Annotated in this window: 9 protein-coding genes and 1 riboswitch; of the genes, 5 read left to right on the forward strand and 4 right to left on the reverse strand. The window is 66.4% G+C overall.

Annotated elements, in window-relative coordinates; all coding sequences use genetic code 11:
• Positions 1–137: 137 nt before the first annotated feature.
• Positions 138–446, forward strand: coding sequence for a hypothetical protein (locus H531_RS0111700; protein WP_022799508.1), 309 nt, complete (start codon positions 138–140; stop codon positions 444–446).
• Positions 447–501: 55 nt separating this feature from the next.
• Here H531_RS0111700 and H531_RS0111705 read toward each other — a convergent pair whose 3' ends face one another.
• From H531_RS0111705 to H531_RS0111715, 3 genes are read right to left on the reverse strand one after another with little or no spacing between them, the layout of a single operon-like run.
• Positions 502–2,181: a ribonucleoside-diphosphate reductase subunit alpha gene (locus H531_RS0111705; RefSeq protein ID WP_022799509.1), complete on the reverse strand. Its 1,680-nt coding sequence runs from the start codon at positions 2,179–2,181 to the stop codon at positions 502–504.
• An 8-nt stretch (positions 2,182–2,189) separates the two neighbouring features.
• Positions 2,190–3,164 carry a ribonucleotide-diphosphate reductase subunit beta gene (locus H531_RS0111710; protein WP_022799510.1) on the reverse strand — a complete coding sequence of 325 codons (975 nt, stop codon included), beginning with the start codon at positions 3,162–3,164 and terminating at the stop codon, positions 2,190–2,192.
• The gene (locus H531_RS0111715) at positions 3,145–3,546 is read right to left on the reverse strand and encodes an acyl-CoA thioesterase (RefSeq protein ID WP_022799511.1); all 402 of its coding nucleotides are present in this window, start codon (positions 3,544–3,546) and stop codon (positions 3,145–3,147) included. Before H531_RS0111715 ends, H531_RS0111710 begins: the two co-directional genes overlap by 20 nt.
• A gap of 135 nt (positions 3,547–3,681) precedes the next feature.
• Positions 3,682–3,853, reverse strand: a riboswitch (cobalamin riboswitch).
• Between the two features lie 163 nt (positions 3,854–4,016).
• On the opposite strand from H531_RS0111715, the gene H531_RS0111720 reads away from it, so the two are divergent.
• The 3 genes from H531_RS0111720 (at position 4,017) to H531_RS13190 (ending at position 5,180) form a co-directional block, all read left to right on the forward strand.
• Positions 4,017–4,295, forward strand: coding sequence for a type II toxin-antitoxin system Phd/YefM family antitoxin (locus H531_RS0111720; RefSeq protein WP_022799512.1), 279 nt, complete (start codon positions 4,017–4,019; stop codon positions 4,293–4,295).
• A complete protein-coding gene (locus H531_RS0111725; RefSeq protein ID WP_022799513.1) occupies positions 4,292–4,735 on the forward strand; it encodes a type II toxin-antitoxin system VapC family toxin in 444 nt (147 codons plus the stop codon). Before H531_RS0111720 ends, H531_RS0111725 begins: the two co-directional genes overlap by 4 nt.
• A 253-nt stretch (positions 4,736–4,988) precedes the next feature.
• Positions 4,989–5,180: a hypothetical protein gene (locus H531_RS13190; protein ID WP_156860512.1), complete on the forward strand. Its 192-nt coding sequence runs from the start codon at positions 4,989–4,991 to the stop codon at positions 5,178–5,180.
• Between the two features lie 28 nt (positions 5,181–5,208).
• On the opposite strand, the gene H531_RS0111735 is transcribed toward H531_RS13190, so the two are convergent.
• Positions 5,209–6,372: an ATP-binding protein gene (locus H531_RS0111735; protein WP_022799515.1), complete on the reverse strand. Its 1,164-nt coding sequence runs from the start codon at positions 6,370–6,372 to the stop codon at positions 5,209–5,211.
• Between the two features lie 168 nt (positions 6,373–6,540).
• Here H531_RS0111735 and H531_RS14035 point away from each other — a divergent pair.
• On the forward strand, positions 6,541–6,961 hold a 421-nt coding region (locus H531_RS14035; protein WP_022799516.1), incomplete at its 3' end, for an RNA-guided endonuclease TnpB family protein.

Consider the following 6,961-nt stretch of genomic DNA (forward strand, 5'->3'; position numbering starts at 1 on the left):
GAGGAGCGGCTACGCTACTACCACGAGCGCCGGTTGCACTCGGGGCTCGGTTATCGGACGCCAAAGGAGGTGATGGCGGTAGACGCGGAGGCGCTGGGGAAAGAACTTGGGGACATCACACGGGAGGCAGGGTAAAAGTGTCTAAGTTTAGGGGGCTGGATGAGGGAACGGGCTTGGTCTACACCGAGTGGTTCGCGGGTGAGCCCCTTCCCTGGAGCGCCACGGAGTGCCCGGAGTGCGAGGGGATAGGGGAGGTGCCGGAGGTCCTCGAGGTCTTGGCCCCCGAGCCCTTGGACGACGGGACCGAGCTACGGGCGGAGTGGGTGCGGGCCTACCGGGAGGCGAGGCGGCGGGGCCTCTCCCCCGAGGAGGCCTTTAGGGCGGCGGAGGCAGAGGTGTGGGGCTTTGAGGAGCCTCCCTTCCAAGGCCCCTTTTTGGGAGGATAGAGGGCCCGGGGTGGAAGGGAAAGCGTCCTCAGGGGCTCCCTTGGGTTGCCTCCCGTCAGCTCTCGCAGGCCCGGCAGGAGAGGAGCAGGTCCCGGCTGTAGGCCTGGGCCATGCTCTGGCTGAACTGGTAGTAGAGGGCCTTGAGGCCTGAACGCCAGGCGTGGAGGACGAGGGCGTTCACGTCCTTCGGGGGGGCCTCGGGGTGGACCACCAGGTTAAGGGACTGGCCCTGGTCGATGTGCTTCTGCCGGGAGGCCGCGAGGTTGACGAGGGTCATCTGGGAGACCTCGGCGAAGGTCTTGAAGACCGCCTTCTCCTCCTCCGAGAGGAAGTCCAGGTGCTGCACGGAGCCGTTGTGCTCCAAGATGCTCCGCCACACCCTTTCCTCGTCCCGGCCCTTCTCCTTCAGGAGCTCCGCCAGAAAGGGGTTCTTGAAGGGGACCTTGGCCTTTTGCAGGTCCTTCAGGTAGTAGTTGCTGGTGTAGGGCTCGATGGAGGGCGAGACCTGGCCCAGGATAAAGGCGCTGGACTTGGTGGGGGCTATGGCGAGGAGGGTGGCGTTGCGCCGTTCCTTGAGCTCCCCAACCCCGGCGAGCTCGTCCTCGGGGTGGCGCTTCCTCAGCCACCTCGAGGCCACCTCCGCCCGCTCCCGGAGGGTCTTGAAGATCTCGGCGTTTCTCCGGAAGGCCTCGGGGCTTTCCAGGGGGATCCTTTGGGACTGGAGGTAGCTGTGCCACCCCAGGACCCCAAGGCCGATGGCCCGGTAGCGCCGGGCGAAGCGGACCGCCCGCTCCATGTAGGGTAGGCCCTCCGCTTTCTCAATGAAATCGTCCAAAACGGAGTCCAGGAAGATCACCAGGGTCTCCACCGCGTCCGTGTCCTTCCACTCCTCGTAGTGGAGGAGGTTCAGGGAGGAGAGGCAGCAGACGAAGCTCTCCTCCTCGGAGGAGGGGAGCATGATCTCCGTGCAGAGGTTGCTGGCCCAGAGGGTCTTGCCCAGGGTTTTGAAGACCTCGGGGGCCTTCTCGTTGGCGTGGTCCCGGAAGAAGAGGTAGGGGATGCCCACCTCGGCCCGGGCCTTGAGGATTTGGGCCCAACGGGCCCGCTTCTCCGGGTCGCCCGCCACCATCTCCTCCAGCCAGCGGTTCCCCAGCGAGACCCCCCAGAAGAGGGACTGCACGGGGGAATGCTCCCGCTGGATGGAAAGCCACTCCTCCAGGTCCGGGTGCTCCACGTCCAGGTAGGCGGCGCACTGGCCGCGGCGGGTGGAGCCCTGGTTGAAGACCTCGATCACCCGGTCAAAGAGGCTGGCGAAGGCGAAGGAGCCGTTGCTCTCCCCGTTGTCCCGGATGGGGGCGCCCCGGGGGCGGAGCCGACCCAGGTAGACGGAGGTGCCGCCCCCCTGCTTGCTCATCATCCCCACCTCGGCTACCGCCCGGAGGATGGAGGCGGTGTCGTCCTCCACGTAGGTGCCGTAGCAGGAAATGGGAAGGCCCCGCTTGAGGCCGTAGTTCGCCCAGATGGGGGTGGCGAGGGAGTAGTACCCCCGGGCCATGTACTCCTGGAACTTCCGGGAAAAGCCCTCGATCCCGGTGAGGGCCTCCGCCCGGTCGGCGATCTCCTTGACCCTCTCTTCCACGCTCACCCCGGGGAGGAGGTACCCCCGGCTCATGTAAAGGCGGGTGGGCTCGTTGGCCCAGTAGTAGGGCGCGTACGTCCGCTTGCCCCTCGTCATGTTGCCTCCTAAAAGAGTTCCTCCGGGTCAAAACTCTGCACCCTGCGGGCGTAGGCCACGCTGCGCTTGTTGAAGAAGTCCACCTCCTTGTCGGCGAGGAGCTCGAGGGTGAACCACTCTGCGTCCCGAAGCTTTACCCGGTCCACGGGGAAGGCCTCCGGGAGGCCGTGGAGGGCGAGAACCTCGTTGTAGCGGTGCTTGAGAAACTCCAGGGTCTCCCCGTGCCCCACCAAGGCGGGCTCCCCCCTGGCGAAGAGCCAGTCCAAGAGGCCCTCCTCGGCCCGGAAGAGCCCCTGGGCGAGGCGGAGGGCCTCCTCCTGGAAGGCTTCCCCGAAGAGGTCGGGCTTCTCCTCCTTCAGGAGGCGCAGAAGCTCCGCCCCGAAAAGGCCGTGGACGTTCTCCTCCTTGCTGGTGGCCTCGATGGCGTTGGAGACCCCCTTGTAGCGGTTTCCCCGGCGGTTCAAGGCCATGAGGACGTAGAACTGGGAGAAGAGGGAGACGTGCTCGGTGAAGGCGGAGAAGAGGAGGAGGGCCAGGGCGTACTCCCGGAGGCCCGCCTCCCTGGACCGCCTGAGGACCCCCTCCAGGGCCTGGGTCCGCTCCTTCAGGGGGGTAGCCTCCTCCAGGGCGCGTTGGAAGGCGCCCTCGAGGCCCAGGAGCTCCAGGAGGTGGGCGTAGGCGTTGGCATGGCGCACCTCGCTCTCGGCGAAGGTCATGCCCACCTCGGCGATCTCGGGCTTGGGGAAGTGGTCGTAGACCCGGGCCCAGAAGAGCTTCACGGCGAGCTCCACCTGGGCGATGGCGAGGAGGGCCCGCTCCACCAGGTGCCGCTCCTTCTCCTCAGAGAGGGCGTGGTCCTGGAGGTCGGCCTGAAAGCTGAACTCCGTGTGCACCCAGTAGCTGTGCCGGATGGCGTCCCGGTAGCGGAGAAGCCCCGGGTACTCGTATGGGCGGTAGTGGACCCTAGGCGCCGTGAGGGGCACGGGCTCCACCCCCTTCCAGGGGCGGCACGGGGCTCGGCCTCCCCCGCTCGTCCAAGGCCACCAGCACGAACCCGCCCCGGGCGGCCAGGTAGGCCTCCTCGCCTTCCTTCACCGGCTCCACCCACATCTCCACCTCCACCCGCATGGAGGTGCGCCCCACCTCCTTAAGCCGAGCCACCAGCTCCACGATGGCCCCCAGGGGCACGGGCCGCTTGAAGTCCACGGCGTCGGCGTGCACCGTCACCACCTTCTTGCGGGCGTGCCGGGTGGCAGCCACGAAGGCCGCCTGGTCCATCCAGGCCAAAACCGTTCCGCCAAAAAGGGTCCCGTAGTGGTTGGTCTCCCCGGGGAAGACGGGGTAGACCATGCGCGTTTCCCGCATGGCACCTCCTCGAGGTGCGAAAAGTCCGCCTAAAGCCTGAAGGCCGCTTCGGGCGCTAGGCCCGCCTTCCTGTTGGGGGGAGTTCAGGGGTTAGGGTCCCACGTTCTCACCACCTTCGCCCTTGCCTCGAGGGCTACGGGGCAGGGCCGCGAAGCGGGTACTCGGGCTTCCGACCAGAAAGATGGGCGGGACGCTTAGGCCGGTTACCGTTGCGGGACAGCGCCGGACTCGCACCGGTCTTCCCCCGCCGCCTTGGGGCGTCCAGACCTGTCGGCCTGGCATCGCGGCCAGGACACCCTAAGTCTTGGGCGTCCTGACCAAGACCCTACTACGGGTTGTGGGAAGGCGTCAAGCGGGCTTTTCGGGGAGGGTGGATTTTCAACCGGAAGGCACGCCCTCCAGGCACGGAACGCGGCGGGGAACCGCCCCATCCTTGCCCAGGTGGCCACCTCTTCGGGTATTGTGGTCCTATGGGGGCGAAGCCAAAGAGCGTAGGCATAAGGGAGCTTAAGGCCCGCCTGAGCCGCTACCTTCGCCTGGTCCGGGAAGGGGGCGTTCTGGTGGTCACCGACAGGGGCAAGCCCCTGGGCCGGCTGGTACCCCTGACCCGAGACCCCCTGGAGGCCCTCAAAGGGCTCGCCCAGGCGGGGGTGGTCCGCTGGTCGGGCCGGAAGCCCCGCCCTCGCAAGCCCGTGGCCCGGGCCAAAGGACTCTGCGTGGCCGACCTCCTCCTCGAGGACCGGGAGTGATCCTCTACCTGGATTCCAGCGCCCTGGTGAAGCGCTATGTGGCCGAGGAGGGCTCGGAGGAAGTGGAGGCTTGGTCTGCAGAGGCCGAGGCCTTGGCCACGGCTCTTATCGCCCGGGTAGAGGTTCCGGCGGCCTTGGCTAAGGCCCGGAGGTTGGGTGTGCTGAGGGCGGACGAGTTTCGGCGGGCGATACGGGCCTTCATGGAGGACTGGCCGGATTTGGTCCAACTTCCCCTCACGGAGGCCCTAGCCGTACGGGCCGCGGACCTGGCGGTAGCCCACGGGCTCAAGGGCTACGACGCTGTGCACCTTGCCTCCGCTTCCCTGTTGGCCGAGCTGGTGGACACACCCTTGGCCTTTGCTGCGTTTGACCGCGCTTTGAGGAGGGCCGCTCAAACAGAGGGACTCACGGTTTTGCCCGAAAGCGGTCCCCCACCTTGACCTCACCGGTCCACCTTGTGGGCGGGCAAAGAGAGGCGCTCCAGGTCGCACTAGCCGGTTGTAGAGCCACTTGGCCTCCAAAAAGGCCCTATGGAGAAGCGCTCCTTTCCCCCTGGACAGGTTCTGGAGCTTGAGCTGGTAGAGCACGGGGCGCTGCGAGCGCCGCCGCGCCCTCGTGGCCTGGAGGGACTCCCGCACGTTCTCCCTTGGTGGACTCGGTGCCCACGCTTCACCTCTGCCCAAGCGGTGGGTGTTGGAGTGGACCCTTACCTGGATAGGGCGGAAGCAGCGCCTTGCCAAGGACTACAGTCAGCCGTCAGGCTACCTTGTGCAAAATCCCCGGGCGAGCAAGGCCTGGGTGTATCTGGGCGTGTTACGCTTATGGGTCAAGCGGCTGGCCAGGGCCGCGTGGCTCGCCGTGGAGGAGTTTTACGACAGCCTCTGAGGGTCTCCCCAGCAAGGACCTTTGGGGCTCAGCCCGCCCAGAGTCGCCCCATCACCTCATAAAGGGATGCTGCCAGAACCCCCTCTCCGATGGGGAAGGCCTCCGCTCCCGGGTAAACCACGAAGGCCCTCTGGGGCCTGAGGTCCTTTAGCGCCTCGAGGAAGCCCCGGGAAGGCCTGGGGTCCAGGCTTCGCTTGACCTCCACAGCCCAGACCCTTCCCCTGGGGAGGAGGAGGACCAGGTCCACCTCAGCCCCCGCCCGGGTACGGTAGAAGAAGGCCTGGGCCCCCTCGGGGAGGACCCGGAGGAGGTTCTCCAGCACAAAGCCCTCGTAGCTCCTCCCCACCACCGGGTGGGACAGGAGGCCCTCGAGGTCCTGGATCCCCAGGAGGGCGTGGACCAGGCCGCTGTCCCTCAGGTAGAGCTTTGGGCTTTTCACCAGGCGCTTGCCCACGTTGGCCTCCAGGGGGGGAAGGCGCCTCACGAGATAGAGGTCCACCAAAAAGTCCAGGTAGCGGTTCACGGTCCTGCCGTCCAACCCTAGATTCCTTGCCAGCTCGGCAGTGTTCAGGAACTCCCCTTGGAGGTGGGCGAGCATGGTGAGGAACCTGCGGAGGACCTCGCCGGGAAGCCGCCCTCCCAGAAGGAGGATCTCCCGCTCCACGTACGACCGTAGAAAGTCCAGGCGCCAGCGGTAGCTCACCCCGTCCCCCGGGGCGAGAAAGCTCTCGGGGAAGCCTCCCCGGAGCCAAAGCCGGTCCTCCGCCTCCCTGCCCACCTCCAGGAGGTCCAAGGGCGCGAGCTCCAGGTAGCTCGCCCGCCCCGCCAGGCTCTCCTCCGCCTGGCGGCTTACTTCGGGGGCGAGGGAACCGAGGAGAAGGTAGAGGCCGGCCCTGCGCCCCCCCCTTCGCGCCCGGTCCACCAGGCTGCGGAGCAGGGGAAAAAGCTCGGGCATGCGGTGGACCTCGTCCAGGACCACTAGGCGGTCTAGGTGGGCCTCTAGATAGAGCTCGGCCGCGGCCAGCTTGGCCCGGTCCCGTTCCGACTCGAGGTCTAGGTACAGGGCCTCCCTCCTCTGAGCCATCTCCAGGGCCAGGGTGGTCTTCCCCACCTGCCGGGGGCCGGTGAGCAGCACCACGGGCACCTGGTCCAAGCGGGCTTCCAGGATGGGTTGGACGCGCCGGGGTATCACCCTTGCTAATATGACATCATCATGCGCAAAAAGCAAGGTTATAGAAAAGAGGGGGTGTGGGGGAGCTATAAAACCCATCCCCTTCAGGGTGGGATACATGGACTCCCCCACGTGCCCAGCGGGGGACATAGCCCGGTGAGCAATAGGTGTGCTATACTGAGGAACTGAATGGCCGTACACCGCAAAGTCTACCGCTTTCGCATGGACCCCACCCGCGCTCAAGCTGAGGTGCTGTTGCGGATGGCGGGGGCTAGGCGGTTCGTGTGGAACTGGGGCCTTGCACGGCGCAAAGAAGCGTATGCGGAGGCGGGTAAAGGCTTGACCTACAACCAACAAGCCGCCGAGTTGACCGCCCTGAAGAAGCGGCCTGAAACGGCCTGGCTCAAAGAGGTGGACAGCCAACTCTTGCAACAGGCCCTGAAGGACCTTGACCGGGCGTTCAAGGCGTTCTTTGAAAAGCGGGCCGGGTTCCCCCGCTTCAAGAGCAAGAAGCGGGATGAGCCTAGCTTCCGCATCCCCCAGCGCATCCGGGTGGAGGAAGGCAAAGTCTACATTCCCAAGGTCGGTTGGGTCAAAATTCGCCAGAGCC

Source organism: Thermus islandicus DSM 21543 (assembly GCF_000421625.1).
Lineage (GTDB): Bacteria > Deinococcota > Deinococci > Deinococcales > Thermaceae > Thermus > Thermus islandicus.